The following is a 24,903-nucleotide window of genomic DNA, read 5'->3' as shown; positions in this document are numbered from 1 at the left end:
TATGACATTGCCAGTCAATGTGACCCCGTGCGGTCACGAATCCCCGGGGCCCGAAACGGCCTCGCTACACTGAAAAATGCATGCGCCGGGAACGTCGGCGCAGTCTACCCAATTCCCTACCCCCGTGGAGTGTGCTGTCCCATGAGCCTCATTGTCCAAAAGTTCGGCGGTTCTTCCGTGTCGGATGCCGAGGGCATCAAACGCGTCGCCCGCCGGATTATTGACACCCAGGCCGCCGGGAACGACGTCGTTGTTGTCGTCTCCGCGATGGGCGACAGCACCGACGAACTCCTCGACCTCGCCGGCCAGCTGACCGACGAGCCGCCCGCGCGGGAGATGGACATGCTCCTCTCCGCCGGCGAGCGGATCTCCATGGCCCTGTTGGCGATGTCCATTAACAGCCTCGGCGGCAAAGCCGTTTCCTTCACCGGGAGCCAGGCCGGAATGATCACCGACTCGATCCACGGCAAGGCCCGCATCATCGACGTTTCGCCGCACCGCGTGCGCCGCGCGATCGACCGCGGCTACGTCTCCATCGTCGCCGGATTCCAGGGCATGGCCAAGGAATCCAACGACATCACGACCATGGGCCGCGGAGGATCGGACACCACCGCCGTGGCTCTGGCCGCCGCCCTGGATGCGGACGTCTGCGAGATCTACACCGACGTCGACGGCATCTACACGGCGGACCCGCGCATCGTCCCCTCGGCCCAGAAGCTGGACCTCATCTCCTCCGAGGAAATGCTGGAGATGGCCGCCTCGGGCGCCAAGATCCTGCACCTGCGCTGCGTGGAGTACGCGCGACGCTTCGGGGTGCCGCTGCACGTGCGTTCGTCCTTCAGCAACAACGAGGGGACCTGGGTCCAGCCCAACCCCGACGACCAGATCAAGATCGAAGAGGGAGCACCCATGGAACAGCCCATCATCTCCGGCGTCGCGCACGACCGCTCCGAAGCCAAGGTCACCGTCACGGGCGTCCCCGACGTCCCCGGCTCGGCCGCGGAGATCTTCCGCGTCATCGCCGGCGCCAACGTCAACATCGACATGATCGTGCAGAACATCTCGAAGGCCGAGACCGGCAAGACGGACATCTCCTTCACGCTGCCGATCGTCGAGGGCAAGGACGCGATCGCCGCACTGCGGCAGGCGCAGGCCGAGATCGGATTCGAGGACATCTCCTACAACGACAACGTCGGCAAGCTCTCCCTCATCGGCGCCGGCATGCGCTCCAACCCGGGCGTCTCGTTCCGCTTCTTCGAGGCACTGCACCAGGCGGGCGTCAACGTGGACATGATCTCCACCTCCGAAATCCGCATCTCCGTGGTCACCGACGCCGCGCTGCTGGACACCGCGGTCCGCGCCGTGCACGGCGCCTTCGACCTGGACGGCGAAGCCGAGGCCACGGTCTACGGCGGAACCGGCCGCTAGGCCCCGGCCCGGGTGGACGTGGGCGCCGGCACGTAGCCGCGTTCCTTGTCCACCACGTTCCCGAGCGGCTCGCCGGCCACATAGGCGTCCAGGTTCTCCAGGAACTGGTCCGCCAAGGCGTCCCGCCACCCCACCACGTCACCGCACATGTGGGCCGAGACGTGGACATTCGGCATCTCCCAGAACGCGTGGTCCGCAGGTAGCGGCTCCACGGTGAAGACGTCCAGCGACGCCGCCGCGATGCCTCCGTCCCGCAGCGCCCGCTCCAGTTCGGGCTCGTCCACGAGGGCTCCGCGCCCGATGTTGACGAGGTGCGCGTGCGGGGCCATCGCGGCCAGCACGGCCGCATCCACGATTCCGGCGGTCTGCGGGGTCAGCGGCGCCGCCAGCACGACGTGGTCCGCCCAGCCGACGTGCTCGGCGAGGTCCGCGCTGTCGACCACGGTGCCGAAGTCCGGGTGGTCCGTGCGGGCCGTGCGTCCAGCCCCGCGCACCTCCATGCCGACTGCGTGCAGCAGCCGGGCGGTGGCCCGCCCGATTCCCCCGGTGCCCACCACGAGCGCGCGCGAACCGCGGGTCGCCGTCGGTTCCCGGTGCCGCCACACGCCGTCGCGCTGCAGCGACTTGCTGGCGTGGAGCTGCTTCTGGTGGGCCATGACCGAGGCCAGCACGAACTCCGCGATCGGCACATCGAAGAAGCCGTGGGCATTGGTCAGGAGCACGTCGGAGTCCCGGAGCTCGTCGAACATGATCGCGTCCACGCCGGCCGCGGCCACGTGCACCCACTCCAACCGGTCGGCCCCCGGCCAGGCGTCGCGCAACGCCGAGCTGAAAAAGTCCCACAGCAGGACCGCGTCCGTTCCGGCGAGCGCCGCGGCCAGGTGGTCGGCGTCGGTCAGGACGACGTCGGCCCGTGCCCGGATGGCGTCGATGTTGTGCGGTTCCGGGACTCCGGGTGCGGTCAGGACGGCCAGTCGCGGCCGTGTTTCATTGCTCTTCACGCCCTCCACGCTACGGCATTGGTAGATTGTTGACAATCATGCCGTGTGATGTGCAACATAGAACTCATGACAAGCCTGAGCCCCCTCCTGAAACAAGCCACCCCCGTAATGGTGGACCACGCCCTCGGCTCCTGGATTTACGGCACCGACGGACGTTCCTACCTCGACTTCACGACCGGCATCGGCGTGACCAGCACCGGCCACTGCCACCCGAAGGTGGTCGCCGCCGCCCGGGAACAGGCCGGCAAGATCATCCACGCGCAGTACACCACCGTGATGCACCGGCCGCTGCTGGAGCTCACCGACAAGCTGGGCGAGGTCCTGCCCACGGGACTCGACTCCGTCTTCTACGCCAACTCCGGCTCGGAGGCCGTCGAGGCCGCCGTCCGCCTTGCCCGCATGGCCACGGGCCGCCCCAACATCGTCGTCTTCCAGGGCGGGTTCCACGGCCGCACGGTCGCCGCCGCATCGCTCACGACCGCCGGCACCAAGTTCTCCGCGGGCTTCGCGCCGCTGATGGCCGGCGTCCACATGTCCGCGTTCCCCTACGCCTACCGCTACGGGTGGGACGAGGACACCGCGGTGGCCTTCGCCCTGCAGGAACTGGACTACCTCCTGCAGACCCGCACCGCCCCCAACGACACCGCCGCCTTCCTGATCGAGCCCGCCCTGGGCGACGGCGGCTACCTGCCCACGCCCCCGGCGTTTCTCGAGGGCCTGCGCGAGCGCGCCACGCACCACGGGATCCAGCTCATCATCGACGAGGTGCAGGCCGGCGTCGGACGCATGGGCCGTTTCTGGGGACACCAGTTCTCCTCGGCCGAGCCGGACATCATCGTCACGGCCAAGGGCATCGCCTCCGGCTTCCCGATCTCCGCGATCGCCGCGTCCACGGAGACCATGTCCAAGGGATGGCCCGGATCCCAGGGCGGCACGTACGGCGGCAACGCCGTCTCCGCCGCGGCCGGCGTCGCCACGCTCGGCGTCGTCCAGGAGGAGGGCCTCGTCGAGAACTCCCGGCTCCGCGGCGACCAGCTGCAGGCCGGCCTGTTGCGCATCCAGGAGCGCTTTCCCGCCATCGGCAACGTGCGCGGGCTGGGCCTGATGCAGGGCATCGAGTTCACCGGCGCCGACGGAAAGCCCGACGCGGCCACCGCGACCGCCGTCCAGCAGGCCACCACGGAGCAGGACCTCCTGACGCTGACCTGTGGTCCCGCGGGCAACGTCGTCCGCCTGATCCCGGCCCTCGTCGTCACCGAGGACGAGATCTCCACGGGCCTGGCCCGTTTCGAGGCCGCCCTGGGCACCGTGGCGGACGCCGCCACGGCCGACCCCGTCTTCGGAGAGCCCTCCTACCGATGACTTCGCTCCACACCGCTGCCGCGCAGGCGCCGTCGAACGGCTCGTCCGTCCTCGACCGGCTGCGCGGCGCGGGGCTGGCGCCCGACGACAGTTCGCGCCGCCTCGCCGAGTACTCCTACGACGCCTCCAACTACCGGGTCCCGCCGGTCGCCGTCGTCTTCCCCGCCTCGACCGACGACGTCGTGCGCGCCATGGCCGCGTGCCGCGCCTCGGGCACGCCGCTCGTCGGCCGCGGAGCGGGAACGTCGATGGCCGGCAACGCGATCGGGCCCGGCGTCGTACTTGACTTCTCCCGACACCTCACCGGCATCGGCGCCATCGACGAGGACGCCATGACCGTGGATGTGGAGCCGGGCGTGATCCTGGCGACGCTGTCCGCCGAGGTCGAACGCCGCACGGGAAACCGGCTCACGTTCGCCCCCGACCCCTCCACCAAGGCCCGCGCCACGGTCGGCGGCGCGATCGGCAACGACGCCTGCGGCAACCACTCGGTGCGCTACGGCCGCACCAGCGACCACGTCGAGGAGCTCGACGTCGTCACGTCCGACGGCGCACGCCTCACCGCGCACCGCACCGGGCTGCGCGCCACCGATTCGACAGACGCGGCGTCCGTCCGGCGCGCCGCCGAACTGTCCGCCGGGCTGCGGGACCTCGCCGCGGCGAACCTCGGGGACATCCGCGTGGGACTGGGACGCATCCAGCGCCAAGTCTCCGGCTACCATCTGGACCACCTGCTGCCCGAGAACGGATTCGACGTGGCCCGCGCGCTCGTCGGCTCTGAGGGCACTTGCGCCGTCGTCGTACGCGCCCGCGTGCGTCTGGTCCCCAAGCCGGCCAGCCAGCTGCTGCTGTGCGTCGGCTACCCGGACGTCGTGGAAGCGGCCCGCGACGTGCCGACGATCCTGGGCTTCGACCCCGCCGCGGTCGAGGGGATCGACGACGCGATCGTCGAGACCATGCGTTTCCGCCGCGGCGACGACTCCGTCACCGGACTCCCCGCCGGCCGCGCCTGGCTGTACATCGGTCTGGACGGGACGGACCCGAAGGCCGTCGAGGACAAGGCCGAGGCACTGCTGGAGGCACTGCGCGGGAAGGGACGCATGGTCGACGGGCGGGCCGTCCCGGACGCCGCCGAACGCGCCGGGCTCTGGCGCGTCCGCGAGGACGGCGCCGGGCTGTCCGCGCGCCTTCACACCGGCGGGGAATCCTGGCCCGGCTGGGAGGACTCCGCCGTCGCGCCGGAAAACCTCGCCGACTACCTCGCCGACTTCCGCGACCTGCTGCAACGCCACGGACTCACCGGAGTGATGTACGGGCACTTCGGAGCCGGATGCATGCACGTGCGCATCACCTACGACCTGCGCAGCGACGCCGGACGCCGCGTCTTCCGGGCGTTCACCCGCGACGCCGCGGAACTGGTGGTCGCGCACGGCGGATCGCTCTCCGGCGAGCACGGCGACGGCCGCGCGCGTTCCGAGTTCCTGCCCCTGATGTACTCCCCCGCCCTCATGGAGGCGTTCCGCGCCTTCCGTGCGGCCTGGGACCCGGACGCGATCCTCAATCCCGGATCGCTGACCGAACCGGACGCCATCGACGAGAACCTCGCGCTCGAGGGCGTGCCGGACCGCGAATGGCGTACCAGCTTCGACCTGCGCCCGCTCGGCGGCCACGGGAACGATTCCGTGGCCGCCAACGAACCCGCGCACCCGGAAACGGACCAGCCGGGGAAGCTGGACGACTTCGTGCACGCCGTCCAGGGCTGCATCGGCGTGGGACGCTGCCGCACGCCGTCGGGCGGGGTCATGTGCCCCAGCTACCGGGCGACGGGCGACGAAAAGGACTCCACCCGCGGACGCGCCCGGGTGCTGCAGGACATGGTCCGCGGCGCGGCGACGGTCGCCGAGGGCTGGAAGTCCGAGGACGTCCGCGAGGCGCTGGACCTCTGCCTGTCCTGCAAGGCGTGCTCGTCCGACTGCCCCACCGGGGTGGACATGGCCACGTACAAGTCCGAGTTCTTCTCGCACTACTACGAGGGCCGGCGACGTCCGGCGGCCCACTATTCGCTCGGATGGCTGCCGCTCTGGCTCAGGCTCGCCGGCCCGGTGGCCCCGCTCGTGAACGCCGTGCTCGCCACGCCCCTGGCCCGCCTGGCGCCGCTCGCCGGCGTCACCGCCAAGCGCGCCATGCCGCGCTTCGCCGGCGCCTCCGCGTGGCGCCGCGAGGTGCGCGACGCCGGCGCGACCGACGGCCGCACGGCGGGCGGGGACTCCGGCGTCGTGTTGTTCGTGGACACGTTCACCCGGGGGTTCCGCCCCCGGGTCGCCGGCGCGGCGGCCCGGGTGCTGGCGGGCTCCGGGGACGCGGTCGAGTGCTCCGCCGACGCCTGCTGCGGACTGACGTGGATATCCACCGGGCAGCTGGACACGGCCAAGCGGAAGCTCGCGCACGCGGCCGCGGCGCTCGACGACGGCACGGACCGCCCGATCGTCGTCGTCGAACCCTCGTGCGCGGCGGCGCTGCGCAAGGACCTCCCCGAACTGGTGCACACCGACCAGGCCAAGCGGGTCGCCGCGCGCATCCGCAGCTTCGCCGGGCACGTGTCCACCCTGGCCGCCGCCGGCACCCTGCCGGCGCCGGCCACGGACCTGCCGGAGCGCGTGGTGGTGCAGACGCACTGCCACGAGTACTCGGTGTTCGGCGCCACCACCCAGCGCAAGGCGCTGGCGGCCGTCGGGGTTCCCGACGTCGTGGAGGCGACCGGCTGTTGCGGCGTCGCCGGCAACTTCGGATTCGAGAAGGAGCACTACGACCTCTCGATGAAGGTCGCCGAACAATCGCTGGCCCCGGCGCTGGCCTCCGAGACCGCCGCGCCGGTGCTCGCCGACGGCTTTTCCTGCACCATGCAGGTCCAGCAACTCGATTCCGAACGCGCCGGGCTCCATCTGGCCGAGCTGCTGGACCCGGGCCGCCGAACCACCCCCGTAAAACCAACCACCCCCGAAACAAGCACCAAACAGACCAAGGAGAAGCCATGACCACGCTGCAGAACCACGAGGCACCGGCAGTGGCCGGCATCCGCACGGACCTGTTCATCGACGGACAGTGGGTCGAGTCCACCTCCGGGAAGCGGTTCGACGTCGTCAACCCCGCCACCGAGGAGACCATCGCCACCGTCGCCAACGGCAACGCCGAGGACGCCCGCCTGGCCATCGAGGCCGCCGGCCGCGCCCAGAAGGACTGGGCCCGCACCGCCCCCCGCGTCCGCAGCGAGATCCTGCGCCGTGCCTACGACCTGATCATGGCCCGCCAGGACGAGCTCGCCCTGCTCATGACCACCGAGATGGGCAAGCCGCTGGCCGAGGCGAAGGGCGAGGTGGCCTACGCCGCCGAGTTCTTCCGCTGGTTCTCGGAGGAGGCCGTGCGCATCGGTGGCGACATGACCACCACCGGCGACGGCAAGAACCGCATCATGGTCTCCAAGGAGCCGGTGGGCCCCTGCGTCCTCATCACGCCGTGGAACTTCCCGCTGGCCATGGGCACGCGCAAGATCGGGCCGGCCATCGCGGCGGGTTGCACCATGGTGTTCAAGCCGGCCAACCTGACGCCGTTGTCCTCCCTCGCCCTCGTCGGCATCCTCGTGGAGGCCGGGCTTCCCGCCGGAGTCCTGAACGTGGTCCCGACCACCAGCGCGGGAACCGTCGTGACGCCCTGGATGGAGAGCGGCATCGCCCGCAAGATCAGCTTCACCGGATCCACCGGCGTCGGCGTCCGGCTGCTGGAGCAGGCCGCGCAGCACGTGATGCGGTCCTCGATGGAGCTCGGCGGAAACGCCCCGCTGCTGGTCTTCGAGGACGCCGACCTGGACCGCGCCGTCGAGGGGGCCCTGGCCGCCAAGATGCGGAACATGGGCGAGGCCTGCACCGCCGCCAACCGGATCTTCGTCCAGCGCCCCGTCGCCGACGAGTTCTCCCGGCGGCTCGCCGAACGCATGGGCTCCCTGACCGTGGGCGACGGCGCGGCCGCGGGCACCGACGTCGGACCGTTGGTGGAGCGCAAGGCGCTGGACAAGGTCCAGGAGCTCGTCGACGACGCCGTCACCCGCGGGGCGACGGTCGTGTGCGGCGGCAACAGCCCCGACGGCGCCGGCTACTTCTACAACCCGACCGTCCTGTCCGGTGTCCCGGCCGACGCCAACCTGATGTCGGAGGAGATCTTCGGACCCGTCGCCCCGGTCATCCCGTTCGACACCGAGGAGGACGTGGTCCGCCTCGCGAACGACACCCCCTGGGGCCTGGCGGGCTACCTGTTCACGTCCGATCTGGACCGGGCGTTCCGCGTCGGCGACGCCCTCGAAGTCGGCATGGTGGGCCTGAACACCGGGATCGTGTCCAACCCGGCGGCGCCCTTCGGCGGCATCAAGGCCTCCGGACTGGGGCGCGAAGGCGGCCGCGTGGGCATCGAGGAATTTTTGGAGACCAAATACATGGCCATGCCCCGCTAACCGTCCCTACCCTGTACGTCAAACCGCACTCCAACCCACAGAAACCCGAAAGGACAACGCATGGCAAGTGACGGCATCGCCATCCAAGCGTTCACCGGCGATGAATACGTCGCGCGGCTCGCAGCCGTGCGGGCACGCATGCAGGAGCAGGGCCTCAGCGCCCTGATCGTGACGGACCCCGCCAACATCTACTACCTGACCGGGTACAACGCGTGGTCGTTCTACACGCCGCAGATGGTCTTCGTCCCGGAGGAGGGCGAGATGGTCCTCTACGCACGGGAAATGGACGCGCACGGCGCGTTCCGGACCAGCTGGCTGCCCCCGGAGAACATCGTGGGCTACCCGGAGAGTTACATCCAGCGCCCGCACGTCCACCCGTTCGACTGGGTCGCCTACTCGATGCGCCGGCGGCAACTGGTGGCCCGCGCCTCGCGCGGCTGCGTCGGTCTGGAGATGGACGCGAGCTTCTTCACCCCGAAGGCCTACCGCGCCCTGGTCAACGCCCTCCCGGAGTGGACGCTGGTGGACAGCTTCGAACTCGTGAACTGGGTCCGCGCGGTCAAGTCCCCCGCGGAAATCGACCTCATGCGCAAGGCCGCGTCCGTCACGACCCTGGCCATGCAGGCCGCCCGGGAGGCAATCGACGTCGGCGTGCGACAATGCGACGTCGCCGCGGCGATCTCGGCGGCACAGGCCGCTGGCAGCCTCGACGCGGGCGGCGACTACCCCGCGATCGTGCCCATGCTGCCGACCGGCGAATCCGCCGACACCCCGCACCTGACCTGGAACGACGACCGCCTGAAGAAGGACCAGGCGGTCATCGTGGAACTGGCCGGCGCCCACCGCCGCTACCACGTGCCGATGGCCCGGACGTTCGTCCCCGGACGCGCCCCGGACCACGTGCAGCGCTTGGCCGACGCCGCCGACCACGGGCTGGCCGCCGTCCTGGAGACGGTGTCAGCCGGAGTCCCGGTGTACGACCTCGCCCAGGCGTGGAACCTCACCCTGTTCGAGTACGGCTACGAGAAGCCCTCGCGGTTCGGTTACTCGATCGGCATCGGTTACCCGCCGGATTGGGGAGAGCGGACCATCAGCCTCCGCAGCGAGGACCAGACGGTCCTGCAGGAGAATATGACGTTCCACCTGATCTGCGGCATGTGGATGGACGGCTACGGCTACGAGGTCTCGGAATCGATCCGCGTCACCGCAACCGGCGTCGAATTGTTCACGTCGTTCGGGCGTGGACTGCTTCCCGCGGGCGACTCGGGCCTCGAGGCCGTCCGAACGGGCCAAATGCCCATCGTCACGGACCACGGGGTCGCGCCACCCCGCGTCGTGACGGTCGGCGATCCCGCAGGCCTCCCCGCCGCCAACGACCACCTCGACACCAAGGATTTCGAATGATGCTCCCCACCCTGCCCCTGGCCGCCCGCGCGGATTCGCTGGTCGGCTCCGTGATCGATTCCAGCACGTCGCTGCTCGCGGCGCAGAAGCACGACATCGTTCGCTTCGCCATGGGATCCCCCGCCAGCGAGTTCGTCCCGGTCGACATCTTCAACGACATCGCCGCCACCGTGCACGACGCCTCCTCATACACCTACGGCGCCAGCGAGGGCGAGCCCCGCCTGCTGGACGCGCTGCTGGAGTACTTCTCCGACAAGGCCGAGGCCACCACGGAGGACCGGGTGACCATCACCTCCGGTGGCATGCAGGGCCTGGACATCGCGTTCAAGCTGTTCGTGGATCCCGGGGACCTGGTCGTCGTCGAATCCCCGACGTACACCAACGGCTCCGCCACCGCGCTGAGCTACGGCGCCAAGCTGCTTGAGGTGCCCATGGACGCCGACGGCCTCGACGTCGATGAGCTCGAGCGGCTCGTGGAGGCCGGCGGCACGAAGCCGAAGGCGATCTACACGATCCCCAACTTCCAGAACCCCTCCGGGACCACGCTCTCCACGGAGCGCCGGATCCGGCTGATCGAGCTGGCCCGGAAGTGGAACGCCGTCATCATCGACGACGACCCCTACGGCCTGCTGCGTTTCCAGGGCGAGGACCTGCCCGGGTTCCGCGAGCTCAGCGGAGAAGACCCGCTGGTCTTCTCGGTCCGCACCTTCTCCAAGATCCTGGCCCCGGGCCTGCGCGTGGGCTGGATCGACGCGGACCCGTCGCTCCGCCAGCTGGTGATCAACGCGAAGCAAGCCATGGACACGTGCACTAACGTCCCGGCGCAGCACGTCGTCGCGGAGTTCCTCCGGCGCGGAGGGCTCGACGAGCACCTCGCCGGGCTGCGCGAGGAATACAAGAACCGAAAGGCCGCGATGGCGGCGAGCATCGAGCGCCACCTGGGCGGCCGGGTCCGCACGACCGACCCCGAGGGCGGGTTCTTCCTCTGGGTGACCCTGCTCGGCCCGGACGCCGCGGTGGACTCCCGCCGGTTGTTCGAGATCGCGCTGGCCCAAGGCGTCGCCTTCATCCCGGGGCCGGCACTGTCCGCGGAGGGCCGCTTCAAGGACGCGTTCCGCGTGTGCTTCGCCTCCAGCAACCCGGAGCGCACCGAGGAAGGCGTTCGCCGGCTGGCCGGCGCGCTGGACACGGCCCGGGCCGAACTGGACACCGAATGACCGCGACGCAGGCGGTCGGCCTGACCGGCTCCGAACGCGCGCTGGTCGACGCCGTCGACGTCGACGCACTCGTCGAGCTGGCCTGCGCGCTGGTCGCCGCCGGCGGAGAGAACCCGGGAGGCACCGAGGAGGCGACCGTCGTCGTACTCGAGGAGGCGGCGGGCCGGCTCGGGCTCGAGGTCCTGCGCGACGACGTCGCGCCGGGCCGTCCGAACGTGCTGCTGACGCTTCCGGCCACCACCGAAGCGGTCGGCGAGGGACTCCTGTTCCTGGGCCATTCCGACGTCGTGCCGGTGGGTCCGGGCTGGAGCCGGGAGCCGTTCGCTCCGGTCGTCGAGGACGGGCGCCTGTACGGGCGCGGTTCCACGGACATGAAGGGCGGACTCGCGTCCGTCCTCGCCGCAATGGCCGCGCTCAAGGCGTCCGGCTTGCCGCGAGGCGGTCCGGTGACGCTGGCGTGCACCGTCGACGAGGAGGACCTCGGCATCGGCATCCGTGCGCTGGCCCGCGCCGGCCTGCCGCACCGGTACGCCGCGTGCGTCGTCGCCGAACCGACGGACCTCGAGACCGTCATCGCCTGCCGCGGAGACAGCTACCTGGAGATCGCCGTCACCGGACGTGCGGCCCACTCCGGCCGGCCCTCCGACGGGCGCAACGCGATCGATGCCGCGGCCCGCATCTGCGCGCTGATCGCCGAGGACCACAAGGACCTGCAGGGCAGTCTCGATCCGCTGCTCGGCGCAGGGTCGTGGAACGTCGGCATCATCGAGGGTGGCCGCGGCACCTCGATCGTGGCGCCGGAGTGCCGCATTTCGGTGGACCGCCGCCTGATGCCGTTCGAGGACGCCCAGGAGCTGTGCGCGAACCTGCTGCGGCGGATTTCCGCGGCGGGATTCGACGGAGACGGGATCGAGGTGGGCGCCGAGGTCACCATGTCCATGCCCGGATTCTCGACGCCGGCGGACCATCCGCTGGTCCGGTCCTCCACGGATGCGCTCCGCGACGCGGGCACGGCCTCCCGCGTGGCCGGCTGGACGGCCGCCTGCGACGGCGGCTTCATCGCCCGCGACTTCGGCGTCCCGACCATCGTCATGGGGCCGGGCGGACTGAACGACCAGGCTCACCAGCCCGACGAATGTGTCAGGCTGGAGGAACTCGCCACAGCCGCCCGCGCCTACGCGCTGATGGCTACACGACTGCTCACTCCCAACACATCGACCACCCGGGGCGCCCCGGTCCGAACAGAAGGCAGGATCCTATGAAAGAGAATCCCCGCGGAGGCGAGGCAATGGTGGAGGACTCGAACGCTCCCGGCGCCGAGCCCCAGACCCCAGAGGGCAAGACCGAACTGAAGCGTTCCATCCTCGGATCAGCGCTTGGCAACGCGGTCGAGTGGTTCGACTACGGCGTCTACGGCTACCTGACGATTTTCATGGCCGTGAACTTCTTCGGATCCGAGGAGGGGGACGGCGGACTCGGCGTGACGCTAACGCTGGCGACGCTGGCGCTGTCCTTCCTGGTCCGCCCGCTCGGCGGCATCATCCTCGGCCCCCTCGGCGACAAGATCGGCCGCCAGAAGGTCATGGTCATGACGGTGACCATGATGACCGTCGCCACCGGTGCGATCGGTCTCCTGCCGACCATCTCCTCCGTCGGCATCCTGGCCCCGATCCTCCTGCTGGTCTGTCGTCTGGTGCAGGGCTTCTCCGCCGGCGGCGAGTATGGCGGCGCCGCGGTCTACATGGCCGAGTACGCCCCCGACCGGCGCCGCGGCTTCTTCGGCTCCTTCCTGGAGTTCGGCACCACGACCGGGTTCATCCTGGCCGCGATCGTCTGCACGTCGCTGACCACGATCGTCGGAGACCAGGCCATGATGGACGGCTGGTGGCGCCTGCCGTTCCTGCTGACCGTTCCCCTCGGCCTGACGGCCCTCTACATCCGGACGCGCCTGCACGAACCCGAGGTCTACGCGGAGGCCAGCGAATCCAGTGAGATCACGAAGTCCCCGATCCGCGACGTCTTCCGCCGCAACTGGCGCCAGATCGTGGTCCTGATGGGCTTCGTCGTGCTGCTGAACGTCGCGTTCTACCTGATCCTCGGCTACATGCCCACCTACCTGAGCACCCAGCTGGACCACAGCACGGCCCAGGGCAACTGGATGCTGGTCGGCATCATGGCGATGATGCTGGTCGCCATCCCGCCGATGGGCGCGCTATCGGACAGGGTGGGGCGCAAGCCCCTGCTGCTCGCCGCCGCCGCAGGATACGCGCTGCTCTCGGTCCCGGCGATCATGCTGCTCGGGATCGACAACCTGTTCCTGCAGTTCGTCGGGTTGGCCGTCCTGGGCCTGCTGCTGGTGATCCTGGTGGCATCCGTGTCCTCCACGCTGCCCGCCCTGTTCCCGACGGCCGTGCGCTACACGGGCTTCGCGATCGGCTACAACTTCTCCACGGCGTTCTTCGCGGGTCCCTCGCAGACCCTGGCGAACCACCTCGTTGAGACCACCGGCAACACGCTGATCCCGGGCTGGTACCTGGCGATCGCCGGCGTCATCGGGTTCGTCAGCATCCTGTACATGCGCGAGACGTCACAGGCGTCCCTCCGCCACGAGGAACTGCCAGGCGATCCCGGCTCGTTGGGGCTTCCGAGCACCAAGTGGGTGCAGGTCAACCGCGAGAAGGCAGACGCCGGCAAGGCCATGTCCCGCTAGTTCCGCCAGCCCGGGACACCGGGAACCGGCACCCGCTTTGGCCGGGCCGGAGCCACAAGCTGCATCGGCAGCTAGACGGCTTCGGCCCGGCCAAACATGCTTCCGGCGATCTGTTCCACGGCGGAGTCCATGTGCCGTGCCAGCAGGCCGTGGAGCCGGGCGACGTCGGCAGCACCGATGGCGCGGGCGATGTCCCGGTGCTCGCTAATGCGGTCCTGCGGCGTGTAGCCGGTGTCCTCCAGGGCGGACAGGCACATCCGGGTCTCGGTGACGAGCGTGGCGTGCATGCGCGAGAGCCGCAGGCTGCCGGCCAGATCCACGAGGGTCTCGTGGAACTCGATGTCCAGTTCCGACAGCGGGCGCGGCTCCAGGTTCCCGGCGACGACGAGCGCCTCCATGCGGTCCACGATCCGATCCAGGGCGGAGGCGACCTCCGACTCCCGGTGGTCCAGTTCGATGATCTTCAGGCAGGCGGAACGCTCGACGGCGGTGCGGGCCAGGTAGATGTCGGCAACGTCGTCGGCCGTCGGCTCCGCGACGAAGAGCCCGCGGTTGCGGATACTGAGCAGCAGCCCCTCCTGGGCCAGCCGCTGCATGGCTTCGCGCAAGGGCCCACGGCTCACGCCGAGCTGCCGGGCGAGGTCCGCCTCCCCCAGTTGCTCCCCGGGACCGAACTCGCCGTTGCCGATGGCGGTCCGGATCTTCCGGGCAATGATTTCCGGAGTTGATTCCTGCCTGAGCGGCTCGAGCGGGTTGCGCGTGGTCATGGCATCGTCTTCCGGTCCGGGGCATTTGGTTTGCAGACAATCCTACAACCCGCACGGTCATCGGCCAAGGAACGCGTCACACCCGTCCGGCTTCCCGAGGGACCCGCAGAGACCGGTGGCGGCCGCCGGACTGGGTCCGGTGGCCGCCACTGGCTGGTGCTGGTCTGTTTACTTGAGCGAGGACTTCGGCAGCTTCGCCGCCTCGTCGCCCGTCAGGACCACGGGTGATTCCGCCGCGGCTGCCGCTCCGCCGACGGAGACCTGGACGCCGATCGACTTGCCCGTGCCGTCCAGCGAGATCTTGCCGAAGTACACGCCGGACTCGAGGCCGGACCAGGCCGCGGTGATGGCCGTGGGCTCGCCGTTGACGAGCTCCAGCGGATCCGGGGAGACCTCCAGGTTGCCGGCGTCGTCCGCCAGCGCCACGAAGTCCATGCTGGCCGTCGCCGGTCCGCCATCGGACGTCGAGTACAAGTTGGCGATGATCCGGTAGTTGCCGGCCGCCGGCGCGTTGAGCACAATGCGCTCGCTGGCCGATGCCGTGGCGGCCTGAACGACCGTGCCGGCCGGGGTGATCAGGAACAGGTCCCAGTCGTCCGTGGCGTCGTCCGCGTTGACCGCGAACGTCGCGGACGTGGACCCCGCCGGAACGGTGACGTTCTTGATGCCGTTGGACGCATCCTCCCGCGCCGAGGGCGAGCCTCCAGGCACCTTTTCCGTCGTGGTGCTGTCGGCCTTGGCGAGTCCGTTCACGGACAGGTCGACCGTGCGGTCGACTCCGCCGACGACATCGATGACGCCGGAACCCTCGCCGGACTCGGACTCGAACGAGGCCACCGCGGGGGCCTGGACGGTCACGGGCCGGACGCTGACCGGGGAGGTCACCGTCGCGCCGCCACCCTTGCCGCCCTCGCGGGCCCAGGTGAGGGATCCGTGCGCGAACCGGTCCGCCTCCGCCGTCGTGCGCTTGAACGTGACGGTGAACGTCTTTGACTCGCCGGCCTTCTTGAAGGCGAGCTTCGAGGGGCTGACCGTCACGTCGACGCCGGGAACATCGGCCGACGCCGTGTAGGTGCCCTTCGTGGTCGCGGTGACGGTGCGGGTGACCGTGGTTTCACCGATCAGGTTGCCCAGCGCGTAGGACGCGAGGTTCAGGTCCTTCGCCTCGAGCTCGCCGTCCAGCATGGCGTTCCAGTCGTCCACGCCGTTGTCGTAGACCAGGCCCGGAGCGGTCATCGCGCCCGGATCGGCCATGCCGGCGCCGGTGGCGAAGTTGTCAAGATCCGCCGAACCGTCGGCCTTGACGGCGTCGTACGCCGTGGTCATCATGGCCGACTTCACGGCGGCCGGCGACCACGTGGGGTACTTGCCGAGCATCAACGCGCCCATGCCGGCGGCGTGCGGGGACGCCATCGACGTTCCGGACATGAAGCCGGCGGTGTCGCCGTTGTAGCGGGCCGGAACGACGCCGGACATCACGTTCACGCCGGGGGTCGCGAGGTCCGGCTTGAGCAGGTCGGAGCCCTCGGCGAGCGTCGGGCCGCGCGAGGAGAAGCCGGCGATCTGCGGGAATTCGACCGAGGGCAGGCCGGTGGTGTCCGTCATCCGGATGGTGCCCGTGATGCCCGGGTTGGACGCGACCTGTTCCTTGATGGCCGGATTGGAGATGTGCACGGTCGGGACCGCGTGGATGTCCGAGTCCTCGGACATCGGGGAGAGGTTGACGAGGACCATGCCCACGGCGCCGGCGTCGCCGACCACCTGCGACTTCTCGACGCGGGCGTTGACGCCGCGGTCGCAGACCACGATCTTGCCCTCGGCCTTGGCCGGGTCGATGGTGTCCGGCAGGCACAGTTCGGGGTTGGTGGCGCCGGTCCTGCCGGCGTCGGCCGCGAGGACCAGTTCGGTGTCCAGCACCTCGCGGGAGGCGACCGAGACGCCGCGGTACTTGGTGCCGTCCTCCATCTCGACCGTTCCGGTCAGTTCGGCGGAGAACGTGGACGCGGCCACCGTGGTGAGCCACGGTGAAGCGTGATTGACGGTGGAGACCGTCGGGCCCGAGTTGCCGGCCGAGGCGGCGACGAAGACGCCCGCGGCTGCGGCGTTCTTGAACGCCGTGGCCACCGGGTCGAGGACCGAGTTGTTGTTCCCGGAGATCGAGTAGTTCAGGACGTCGACGCCATCGAGGATCGCCTGTTCGATCGCCGCGACCGAAGCCGCGGTGTAGCAGCCGCCGGTGTTCGGATCGGTGTCTTCCCAGCAGATCTTGTAGACGGAGACCTTCGCCGAGGGTGCGACGCCGGACCCCGTGCCGAAGTCCCGCCCGTTGACGGTCTGCTGCGTGTCGTTGTTGCCGGCGGCGGTGGACGCCGTGTGCGTTCCGTGGCTTCCGATGTCCACCGGGGAGATGACCTCCTCGGGAGCGCGCTTCTCCTCGGGGACGAACTTCAGGAAGTCGTCGGCGAAGTAGCGGGCGGAGAGGACCTTGTCGTTGCACAACGAGCCGTCAAAGCCCTCGCCGACCTCGCACTCGCCCTTGAAGACAGTGCCATCGGACTTCAGCATGGCGATTGCGCCGTCCGAGCCGCGGTACGGCTCTCCGACCTTCGCCTTCTTCTTGCCCGGGAGCGCCGAGACCTCCGAGCCCTCCAGGTAGGGGCTGGAGGGGAGGTAGCCGGTGTCGATCACGCCGACGACGACGCCGCGGCCGGCGTTCCGCTCGCCCTTGAACTCCTCGGCCCACACGCCGTCTTCGCCGCGCAGCCCGAGGTAGTCGACGGATGCGTAGTCGGGCGCGAACTGGACGTTCTCGCTGACCGAGAGGACGTTCTTGTCCTTGGAAAGATCCTGGGCCTGACGGGCGGTCAGATTCGCCTGGAAACCGTTCAGGGCCGTAGTGAAGTCCCGCTGGACCGCCACCTTCTGCGACTTCGCGACCGCCTTCTGCGCCTTCCTCAGGTGCGCCTGGTACGCCTTGACGTTGCGGTCTCCGGCGTCGAGCTTCTTGCCCCGCTCCGGTTGCGTGGCCGCGATGCCGGGGACCCCGCCGTCGTAGCTGGCAACCGGAGCCTCCTTGAGGACGACGATGTAGTTGCCGTCCTTGAAGGACTGGGGCGAGGCCGCGACGGCCGGCGTTTCGGCTTCGGGGGCCGCGGCGGCCTGCTGGGCGCCGAGGCCCATGGTCAGGACCAGCGGCAGGCCCATGGCGACGGCGGTTGCGGCGCGCCAAACGGGGCGCCTCCCCGTCCGCGCTGAGACGTTCTCCATAACTAGCTACCTTTCGTGGGTGCGGTGATGATGCCCGATGGGCGAGATGTCCTCCGCGGCGTCCTTCGTGTCCCATTTCACACAGGGAGGGATCTGAATGAAATGTACCTCAACTGTTCAAGAAATGAAATGAGTGATTGACACTTTCCGTAGATTCGCGGACGGCGCAGCACCCGGCCGACAATGGAGTCATGATCGAGCCGGAACCCGAAGTCCTGCCAGAGGATCTCTGGCGACCACGCGCCGCCGCACACGCCGCGCGGGTGGACCGGTTCGCCGCGCCCTTCCTCGACCGCCGCATGACCGGCAGGAAGCACCCCGTCGAGGATTTCCTCTTCACCTACTACACCCAAAAGCCCGGCCAGCTGCGGCGCTGGCACCCGGGCCCCGGCGTCGTCCTTGCGGGTGATGCCGCCCGCGAGCGTGCGGGCTGGAAGTTCTACGCGCACAGCGCGGCCGGGGCCGGGATGGAACTCGACGCCGGCGCCTTCGCCACCGCGCGCGCCGAGGCACTCGGGTTCGCGCGCGTCATCCTCTCCGGAACCGCGGCCCGCCCCGCACAGTTCTCCTGCTTCGGCCTGCACGAGTGGGCCATGGCGTACCGCTCGGAGGAGAACGGGATCCGCCACGAGTACCTGCCGCTGCGCCTGGGCGCGTCCGGCACCGACAGGGTGGTCGAGGAGAACCGCATCCGCTGCACGCATTTCGATGCGTTCCGTTTCTACGCACCCCAGGCCGTGGCCCTGAACGAGCTGACGCCGACGCGCGAAACGCAGCGGGACCTCGAGCAGCCCGGGTGCCTGCACGCCAACATGGACCTGTACAAGTGGGCCTACAAGCTCTCCCCCGCGGTTCCGAGTGACCTGGTCATGGACTGTTTCGAGTTGGCGTGGGACATTCGAACCATGGACATGCAGGCCTCACCGTACGACCTCGGCGACTGGGGACACGAGCCGATCAGGATCGAAACGCCCGCTGGCAAGGCGCGCTACGCCGACCTCCAAAGAGGCTTCGCGGAGCGCTCCGCCGTGTTGCGTGGCCGACTCCTGACGGCCTTCGAGGACATCGACGCCGCGGTGGCCGCGACGTCGGGGGCGATTTCGGGGACGACGCCGGTCGCGGGGGTGGTGCCGTGACGGCGGCCGACCGCCCACGTTCGCCCCGGACCGTGCGACCGTTCGCCACGCTTTGCTTCGCCGCCGGGCTCTTGGTCTTGACCGCCTGCGGACAGACGACTCCCGGAACGCCGGGGGGATCCGGGGGCAGCACCGGCAGTACCAGTGGGGAGCCCACCGGTACTGCCACCGCGGGCTCCGGCGTCACGGACGTGACCGTGGAAGTCATGGCGAACGGCACCGACGTCGACGCCACGCACCGGGTGGTGTGCGTGGATGGCGCTCCCGCCGCCGGCACCGACCATCCGACGCCGGAAGACGCCTGCGCGTTCTTGTCCGGCCCCGACGCCGGACTGCTGACGGCGCTCCCCCGCAAGGATGTCGCCTGCACGCAGCAGTATGGCGGACCGCAGAAGGCCCGCGTGCACGGAGTGGTCGACGACAGCGAGGTGAACAAGACGTTCAGCCTCACGGACGGGTGCAAGATCGGCGAGTGGGATTCGGCACGCGCACTGCTTGGCATGGGATCCGGCGCCGGAACCTGACCACGGCCACCCTGGAACCGCTCACCGCAAAATCGGGCGCCCCCGGCGCACCGCCGAGCCTGGACATCGCGGCCCCATGTGATCCAGCGCACTGGCCATTATGATTGGCGCTGATCAACCTCGCCGGCCGGACCATCACGGCTGAAAGCCCCACGTCAGCGCACCCACGACTTCGCAGACGGACCGAGTAGCTGGCGAACCCACACAGGAAAGAGGTTTGGCCTTGAGTTCCGTCGCACTCGCGCTCATTGGCATCGCAATGGTCATTGCGGGCTATCTGCTCTATTCGAAGTTTTTGGCCCGGCGCGTCTTCGCGCTGGACCCGTCCTACCAGACGCCGGCCCACCGCTACCAGGACGGCGTCGACTTCGTCCCCACCAACAAATACGTCCTGTGGGGCCACCACTTCACGTCCGTTGCCGGCGCCGCGCCGATCGTCGGCCCGGCCATCGCCGTCATCTGGGGCTGGGTGCCCGCGGTCCTCTGGGTCACGCTCGGCACCGTGTTCTTCGCCGGCATGCACGACCTCGGCGCCCTTTGGGCCTCCAACCGGAACAAGGGCCAGTCGATCGGCACTCTCTCCGGCCGCTATATCGGGGCTCGCGGACGCAACCTGTTCCTGGTGATCGTGTTCCTGGTTCTCCTCATGGTCAACGCGGCGTTCGCCACGGTGATCTCCAACCTTCTGGTCGCCACCCCGACGGCGGTCATCCCCGCGTGGGGTGCCATTGTGGTTGCGCTGTTCATCGGGCAGGCGATATACCGCATGAAGTGGAGCCTGCCGTGGGTCTCCGCCCTCGGCGTCGTGGCCCTGTACGGCCTGATCCTGCTGGGTGACGCATTCCCGGTGGTCCTGCCGGAGACGATCCTGGGCCTGAGCGCGAACGCGTTCTGGATCATCATCCTCTTCGTCTACGCCGGCATCGCCTCGCTGCTTCCGGTGTGGATGCTGCTGCAGCCGCGCGACTACATCAACGGTCTGCAGTTGTTCATCGCCCTCGGCATCCTCTACGGCGCCATCCTGATCTCCGCGCCCACGCTTGTGGCACCGGCTTTCAACACCAATCTGCCCGAGGGCACGCCGTCGATGGTTCCGCTGCTCTTCGTCACCATCGCCTGCGGTGCCATCTCCGGCTTCCACGGCATCGTGGCGTCGGGGACTTCTTCGAAGCAGCTGAACAAGGAAACTGACGCTCGATTCGTCGGGTACTTCGGCGCCGTCGGCGAGGGCCTGCTGGCCCTCGGAACCGTCATCGCCGTGTCCGCGGGCTTCCGTACGGTGGCCGAATGGGAAGAGGTCTACTCCGCGTTCGGACAGGGCGGCGTGGGTGCGTTCGTCACCGGCGGCGGGACCATCGTGAACCAGGGACTCGGGCTTCCGGAGTCGCTCTCCGCCACGATCCTGGCCACCATGGCGGTGCTGTTCGCGGCCACCACCATGGACACGGGCGTGCGCCTGCAGCGCTTCGTGGTGTCCGAAGTCGGCGACATCGCCGGCATCCGCGTCAATCCCGCCGTCGCCACGCTGGTTGCGGTCGGCGTGACCGCCGGCCTGACGTTCAGCGCGGGCGGCGATGGCTCGGGCGGAATGCTGATCTGGCCGCTGTTCGGCACCACCAACCAGCTGCTGGCCGGCCTGACGCTCTCGATCGTCGCGGTCATGCTGATCAAGCGCCGCCGTCCGGTCCTGCCGGCCCTGATCCCGCTGACGTTCATCCTCGCCATGAGCGTTCTGGCGCTGCTGGTCCAGCTGAAGGGCTTCTACGAGGCGGGCAACTGGTTCCTGCTCGGTTTGGACCTCGTCATCCTTGTGGCCGCCGTCTGGGTCATCGTGGAGGCAGTCATCGCAATGGGCCGCGCCCGGCGCGAGCCCGCGGACGCCGACAACGCGGACGACGTGGACCGCTTGGTCGACCGGTAGGTCCGCTGGACCTAAGTCCGGCCGGGGGTAGCCCCGACGGGCTGGCCGTGGCATCCTCGAGATGCCCCGGCCAGCCCGGCAGCCCCCCCATCACCGACCACGAAGAATGCGAGCGGGCATGAGTTGGATGGAAAAGGCCAGCCGCGGACTCGCCGAGTTCTACGCGGCACCGTACCGCAGCGCCTTGGCACGTGCCCGCCGGGACGAGGAGGACCTGTTCATGATGCTGGTCCTTTCCGAATCGCTCGGCGTGCCGAATCCCGCCAGCTACTACACGCTGGAGCTGCTGCCCGTGATGTTCGACCGATTCCACGAGTGGCACCGCCGCATGGGCATGGAACGTTCACCGTTCGACAACCTGTCGTGTTGCTGATTCCCGCCCTATGGCACGAAGAACGTCTCCCGCACAAGGAACCCATGTCTTCTGAAGCTTCCCGGCCCGACACGGATGTCGACGGACGCGGTGACCTCCGCGCCCTCGGTCCGGGCGCACGCGTCATGTTCTTCTCCGGCAAAGGTGGGGTCGGTAAGACCACACTGGCCGCTGCCACCGCGGTGGCGCGTGCCGACACCGGAGAGCGAGTCCTTCTTGTTTCCACGGACCCGGCACACAACCTCGGGCACCTCTTCGAATGCCGCCTGGGGGACGCCCCCCGCACGCTCATCGACTCTGATGGCGCAGGCGGGGGGCGTCTCGACGTCGTCGAAATGGACCCGGCGGCGATCACGGCCCGGCACCTTAAGGACGTGGGCGCCACCATCCGGAGGATGATGCCCGAGCACCTGCACCACGAGGTGGACAAGTACCTCAAGCTGGCCGCCGATGCCCCGGGAACCCACGAAGCCGCCGTACTGGAGCGGATAGCCGAACTCACGGAGACGTCCTTCGACAGGGCTGCTCCCGTTGCGGAGGCACCGGGCCTCGGCCGGTTTGGCCGCTCCGCAGGCTCGGCCGCGGATTACGACGTCTTGATCTTCGACACGGCACCCTCGGGGCATACTTCGCGGCTCATGGCTCTGCCGGAGATGATGACGGCGTGGACGGACGGTCTTCTCCGCCGCCGCGCCGCCAGCGAGAAGTTCGGGGAGGCCCTGGTGGGTCTCGGCGGCGCGCGCAAGGACGAGGACTCAAGGGACGCCCGCATCCGCCAACTGCTGACGCGCCGCCGGAAACGTTTCGCCGGGCTCCGCGAGCTCCTGACCGACGAGTCGCGGACCGCATTCGTGCTGGTTCTGGCCGCCGAGCGGCTCCCGGTGGCCGAAACCATCGAATTCCATGAACACCTGCGTTCACAAGGGATCTCGGTGCGCGCCCTCCTGGTCAACAAGCGGTCTCCCCGCGACGCCGGGGACTTCCTGGCGCAGCGCCGCTCCGCCGAAGATCGCCACGTGGCCGAGCTGAACCGCGCCCTGCCAGGGCTCCCGGAGATGAACCTGCGTTTGTCACCCGGCGAAATCCGTGGGATCGACGGACTGCGCGCGGTCCCCAGCTTGATCGAGCCCTAAACCGACGGTGCAGGATCTCCGCGATTTCATGCGGTTTTGCGTGGTTTGAGGTGTTGGAGGAGGCGTGTGGCGGAGCCTGCGCCGACCCCGGCACGGCGTCCGACTCGGCCCCTTGCTCGGAGCCCCACTCGCCACCTGACCCGGCACCCCGCCGGGTACCCCGCTGCGGGTCCGGCACCGGCGTCGGCTGCTGTTCCTTGGACATGGCTCCACGCTACCTACCACCACCGACAAAATGGGAACAAACCTTCGAACGAGGAAAAGATTCCCATACCGGCACCTGTGGAGGAGAGAAGCGACGCCCGGCATCGCTCTTCACGCCAGGGAATCTGGCCACCGCGGCGCTACGACACCCTGCGTGACGTGCAGCGTTGTTCCGACCTTCGGCGCCTTCCGTGCCACAGCTCTAGACGCAGGCGTTTCGCCTGTGCCAGATGGGCCAGGTGGTCCAGGTAGCGCCGTCCCCCAGTAGGTTCTTCTCGTCCCCAGCGGCCGTCCGCACCGGGCACAGAATCGGTTGCTCGCATGTGCGCAACACGTTGTCCACGAGGTTCCGCTGGTCATGGGCGGACCCGATCACCTCGCTCGCCATCGCGGCGATTGCCGACAAGGAGAGCCCCGAGGCACTGACGCGGGGACGCCTGCCGCATCCCCGGGCGTGGCGATGGACCTTTCTTATCCGTCAGTCCCGCGCTTCCCACCTCGAGGCAACCACGCCGAGTGCCTCGTCGAGCTCCAGGCCGGCGGAACGTGCGACCCGAACGAGGGCGGCGGCGGCGGCGAGCACCGCGTCACTCGTCAGCTGCCCCGGGTTCACGCGCGTTCCGGCCGCACGCCCCGTGCGGATCAACCCGGCACCCTCAAGCTCCCTGTACGCCTTGGCCACGGTCCCCGGCGCGACGCGCAGGTCGCCCGCGAGCTGCCGCACGGTGGGCATCCGGGCGTCCGCTTCCAAAGACCCGGTGCGGATCAACGCCGCCAGCTGGGACCGGATCTGTTCAACCGGCGGGCTCGGCGAGGCGGGATCCACGGAGATCACGACGCGACCGAACGCGCGCCGCGGCGGTCTCCGGAGGCGACGGCCAGACCCTCCACCACGACGCCGCCCGCCCGGCAGAGGAGCACCAGTGCTGCGAGGCCGGCGACAAAGGCGCCACCTATCAGGAGCAGAGCAAGGATCGGGCCCTGGGAGTTTCGCAACGCCAGCCCGGCCATGAGGGACACCACCGCGACTTGGAAGAGGAGGACAGAGGTCGACGCGGACACAACGAACCGGGTTTGCACAACGCGCAAGGCGGTGTCGACGCCGAACAGCGCCTCGTCGGCAGGGCGGGCAGCCCGCGCCGCCCGACGCAGGACCCACCACACCCCGACCACCAGCACCAAAGTTCCCGCCATCAGCGGCACACCGTAGAACCAGCCGGGAAAAGGCCCGGTTGTCTGCACGGTGACACCCTCGCCGATCACCGGGATTCCGTCGACCAGCGGGATGACGACACTCCGCAAGAAGCGGTGCTGGCCGTCCTCGCCGGCAACGGACCCGAGCCCGGCGACGGCGAGGCCCACCACCAGGAGGCAGGCCGCGGCCAGCGGAAGCGCGAAGGTCCGGCCGCGGCCGAAGCTCGTGGATCCGCGCGGGGTCAAGTCCGCGACGACCACGCCGCCCCGCGCCTGGGGCCAGCGCGGGCTGGGCACGAGCGCGATGACCGGCAGGCCCGCCAGCGCGCCGGCCATGGCGGCAAGGAAGAACGGCAGCCCGTGGTGTTCGCCCCCGTCGAGTCCCCACCACGCGCAGGCGGCGGCAACAGCGAGCCCCGCGGCCAACGCGGCGGCTTCGGTCCGCGCCACCCAACGCACTCCGGGGTCGGCTTCTGCCCGCCGTCCACGATCCAGCGCCGCCAGCTCCCCTGCGAGACCCGTGGCACCGTGGGGGGTGCGCCGGAGCACCGCAACGAAGCCCCATAGGAGGAGCACCAGCGCGAGGGCGACCAGCAGGATCATGACTAGCTCGAGCATGGCCATGGGGTGGGTCCATTCGATCGTGGGTGACGACGGCTTGTGCCATCCAAATAATACAAACGAATCTCGCCTCTTGTGTCAACACCTTGGCACAACAGTTCCTTATTCGGGTAGGCGCGCGGGCTCGGCGCCGGATGCGG

Annotated in this window: 18 protein-coding genes; 13 read left to right on the top strand and 5 right to left on the bottom strand. The window is 69.4% G+C overall.

Going from position 1 to position 24,903, the window contains the following annotated elements; translation table 11 throughout:
- Positions 1–141: 141 nt before the first annotated feature.
- Positions 142–1,428, top strand: a complete 1,287-nt coding sequence (locus AC0QSG_RS13360; protein ID WP_475375749.1) for an aspartate kinase — start codon at positions 142–144, stop codon at positions 1,426–1,428.
- Here AC0QSG_RS13360 and AC0QSG_RS13355 read toward each other — a convergent pair.
- On the bottom strand, positions 1,425–2,438 hold the full coding sequence (locus AC0QSG_RS13355) for a D-2-hydroxyacid dehydrogenase (protein WP_475375748.1): 1,014 nt from the start codon (positions 2,436–2,438) through the stop codon (positions 1,425–1,427). The two genes, AC0QSG_RS13360 and AC0QSG_RS13355, sit on opposite strands and share 4 nt — an antisense overlap.
- Positions 2,439–2,495: 57 nt before the next feature.
- Here AC0QSG_RS13355 and AC0QSG_RS13350 point away from each other — a divergent pair, with 57 nt between their 5' ends.
- The 7 genes from AC0QSG_RS13350 to AC0QSG_RS13320 are packed head-to-tail and all read left to right on the top strand — an operon-like array spanning position 2,496 to position 13,623.
- Positions 2,496–3,791 carry an aspartate aminotransferase family protein gene (locus AC0QSG_RS13350; protein WP_475375747.1) on the top strand — a complete coding sequence of 432 codons (1,296 nt, stop codon included), beginning with the start codon at positions 2,496–2,498 and terminating at the stop codon, positions 3,789–3,791.
- Positions 3,788–6,826, top strand: a complete 3,039-nt coding sequence (locus tag AC0QSG_RS13345; RefSeq protein WP_475375746.1) for an FAD-binding and (Fe-S)-binding domain-containing protein — start codon at positions 3,788–3,790, stop codon at positions 6,824–6,826. Before AC0QSG_RS13350 ends, AC0QSG_RS13345 begins: the two co-directional genes overlap by 4 nt.
- Positions 6,823–8,292, top strand: coding sequence for an NAD-dependent succinate-semialdehyde dehydrogenase (locus AC0QSG_RS13340; RefSeq protein ID WP_475375745.1), 1,470 nt, complete (start codon positions 6,823–6,825; stop codon positions 8,290–8,292). The genes AC0QSG_RS13345 and AC0QSG_RS13340 overlap by 4 nt, the downstream gene beginning before the upstream one ends.
- Positions 8,293–8,352: 60 nt before the next feature.
- Positions 8,353–9,696 (top strand): M24 family metallopeptidase, encoded by a 1,344-nt coding sequence (locus AC0QSG_RS13335; RefSeq protein WP_475375744.1) that lies wholly within the window; start codon positions 8,353–8,355, stop codon positions 9,694–9,696.
- Complete coding sequence (locus AC0QSG_RS13330; RefSeq protein ID WP_475375743.1) at positions 9,693–10,913, top strand: aminotransferase-like domain-containing protein; 1,221 nt, start codon at positions 9,693–9,695, stop codon at positions 10,911–10,913. Before AC0QSG_RS13335 ends, AC0QSG_RS13330 begins: the two co-directional genes overlap by 4 nt.
- On the top strand, positions 10,910–12,175 hold the full coding sequence (locus AC0QSG_RS13325) for a M20 family metallopeptidase (RefSeq protein ID WP_475375742.1): 1,266 nt from the start codon (positions 10,910–10,912) through the stop codon (positions 12,173–12,175). Before AC0QSG_RS13330 ends, AC0QSG_RS13325 begins: the two co-directional genes overlap by 4 nt.
- Positions 12,172–13,623 (top strand): MFS transporter, encoded by a 1,452-nt coding sequence (locus tag AC0QSG_RS13320; RefSeq protein ID WP_475375741.1) that lies wholly within the window; start codon positions 12,172–12,174, stop codon positions 13,621–13,623. The genes AC0QSG_RS13325 and AC0QSG_RS13320 overlap by 4 nt, the downstream gene beginning before the upstream one ends.
- A gap of 71 nt (positions 13,624–13,694) precedes the next feature.
- Here the strand turns inward: AC0QSG_RS13320 and AC0QSG_RS13315 are convergent, their stop codons facing one another.
- Together AC0QSG_RS13315 and AC0QSG_RS13310 are read right to left on the bottom strand one after the other, a co-directional pair.
- On the bottom strand, positions 13,695–14,390 hold the full coding sequence (locus AC0QSG_RS13315) for a GntR family transcriptional regulator (RefSeq protein ID WP_475375740.1): 696 nt from the start codon (positions 14,388–14,390) through the stop codon (positions 13,695–13,697).
- Between the two features lie 168 nt (positions 14,391–14,558).
- Complete coding sequence (locus tag AC0QSG_RS13310; RefSeq protein WP_475375739.1) at positions 14,559–17,657, bottom strand: S8 family serine peptidase; 3,099 nt, start codon at positions 17,655–17,657, stop codon at positions 14,559–14,561.
- Positions 17,658–17,848: 191 nt separating this feature from the next.
- On the opposite strand from AC0QSG_RS13310, the gene AC0QSG_RS13305 reads away from it, so the two are divergent.
- The 5 genes from AC0QSG_RS13305 to AC0QSG_RS13285 all read left to right on the top strand — a co-directional run bounded on the left by AC0QSG_RS13305 (position 17,849) and on the right by AC0QSG_RS13285 (position 22,744).
- The gene (locus tag AC0QSG_RS13305; protein ID WP_475375738.1) at positions 17,849–18,793 is read left to right on the top strand and encodes a 3-methyladenine DNA glycosylase; all 945 of its coding nucleotides are present in this window, start codon (positions 17,849–17,851) and stop codon (positions 18,791–18,793) included.
- On the top strand, positions 18,790–19,317 hold the full coding sequence (locus tag AC0QSG_RS13300; protein WP_475375737.1) for an SSI family serine proteinase inhibitor: 528 nt from the start codon (positions 18,790–18,792) through the stop codon (positions 19,315–19,317). Before AC0QSG_RS13305 ends, AC0QSG_RS13300 begins: the two co-directional genes overlap by 4 nt.
- A 223-nt stretch (positions 19,318–19,540) precedes the next feature.
- On the top strand, positions 19,541–21,238 hold the full coding sequence (locus AC0QSG_RS13295; protein ID WP_435728169.1) for a carbon starvation CstA family protein: 1,698 nt from the start codon (positions 19,541–19,543) through the stop codon (positions 21,236–21,238).
- Between the two features lie 118 nt (positions 21,239–21,356).
- The gene (locus AC0QSG_RS13290; protein WP_435728168.1) at positions 21,357–21,611 is read left to right on the top strand and encodes a cory-CC-star protein; all 255 of its coding nucleotides are present in this window, start codon (positions 21,357–21,359) and stop codon (positions 21,609–21,611) included.
- Between the two features lie 44 nt (positions 21,612–21,655).
- On the top strand, positions 21,656–22,744 hold the full coding sequence (locus AC0QSG_RS13285) for an ArsA family ATPase (protein ID WP_475375736.1): 1,089 nt from the start codon (positions 21,656–21,658) through the stop codon (positions 22,742–22,744).
- A 682-nt stretch (positions 22,745–23,426) separates the two neighbouring features.
- Here AC0QSG_RS13285 and AC0QSG_RS13280 read toward each other — a convergent pair.
- Both AC0QSG_RS13280 and AC0QSG_RS13275 read right to left on the bottom strand, forming a co-directional pair.
- Complete coding sequence (locus tag AC0QSG_RS13280) at positions 23,427–23,783, bottom strand: GntR family transcriptional regulator (RefSeq protein WP_475375735.1); 357 nt, start codon at positions 23,781–23,783, stop codon at positions 23,427–23,429.
- On the bottom strand, positions 23,780–24,766 hold the full coding sequence (locus AC0QSG_RS13275) for a hypothetical protein (protein ID WP_475375734.1): 987 nt from the start codon (positions 24,764–24,766) through the stop codon (positions 23,780–23,782). The genes AC0QSG_RS13280 and AC0QSG_RS13275 overlap by 4 nt, the downstream gene beginning before the upstream one ends.
- Positions 24,767–24,903 lie beyond the last annotated feature (137 nt).

It is taken from the genome of Arthrobacter sp. LT660 (assembly GCF_056172845.1).
The sequence above is the reverse complement of the archived record's forward strand: the minus strand, read 5'-3'. Positions and strand labels throughout refer to the sequence as shown.